Source organism: Serratia sp. HNCC26DJ244 (assembly GCF_057180565.1).
Genome location: NZ_JBXUGO010000091.1, coordinates 1 through 746, shown reverse-complemented (window position 1 = coordinate 746; position 746 = coordinate 1). Strand labels below are relative to the sequence as shown.

1 pseudogene is annotated in these 746 nt (G+C 57.5%); it reads left to right on the top strand.

From position 1 onward, the window contains the following. Positions 1 to 746: pseudogene (locus AC2A06_RS18710) on the top strand (hypothetical protein); the annotation flags it as partial.

Below are 746 nucleotides of genomic sequence, written 5' to 3'. Positions count from 1 at the left end.
CGGGCGGTACTTCCAGCGCTACCGATGGCTTACTGGGTGATGGTCTGTTGCAGCTACAAGCCGGCACTTTCACCGTCAGTGCCGCCAACAGTGGGTTAACCGCCGATACCCAAATTGACAGCGGGGCGACGTTGGTACTGAACAATGCCGGGACCCTGGGCGGCAGTGATGTGAGTGTCGAGGGGAGCCTCAATTTTGCTCGCGATGGCAGTTTTGCCAACCAGTTCAGTGGTGCAGGGACCCTCAATACCCTGGCGGATGTGCAACTGACCGGTGATAACAGTTTGTTTACCGGTGCTCAGGTGATTGGTGCCGACAGCCGGTTAACCGTCACTGACGCCAATAATCTGGGGGCCGCCAGCGCTACCGTGGATTTGACCACTGACAGCGCGGTGCTGAATTTCAGTGGCGTGACGGAGGATGTGGCTCATGCCCTGACTGGGGTGGCAGACTCTACGGTCACCCTCAGCAACGGGGCAGAGATGTCCCTGTCTGCGGATAACAACAATTTTTACGGTTTGTTTGATCTGGTGGGTGGCAGCACCCTGACGGTGACGCAAGCCCCACAATTGGGCAATGGTGTAGTCGCCATCGCCAGTGGCAGTAATTTGCTGTTTAGTGTTTATGCCAACGGCGTGCTGAGCGCCTTGAACAACGCCCTCAGTGGGGCGGGCACCTGGACGCTGGATGCCAGCCATATCAATCTGAGCAATAGCGGTCATGCACAGGGCTTGAGTGGTGTGGTG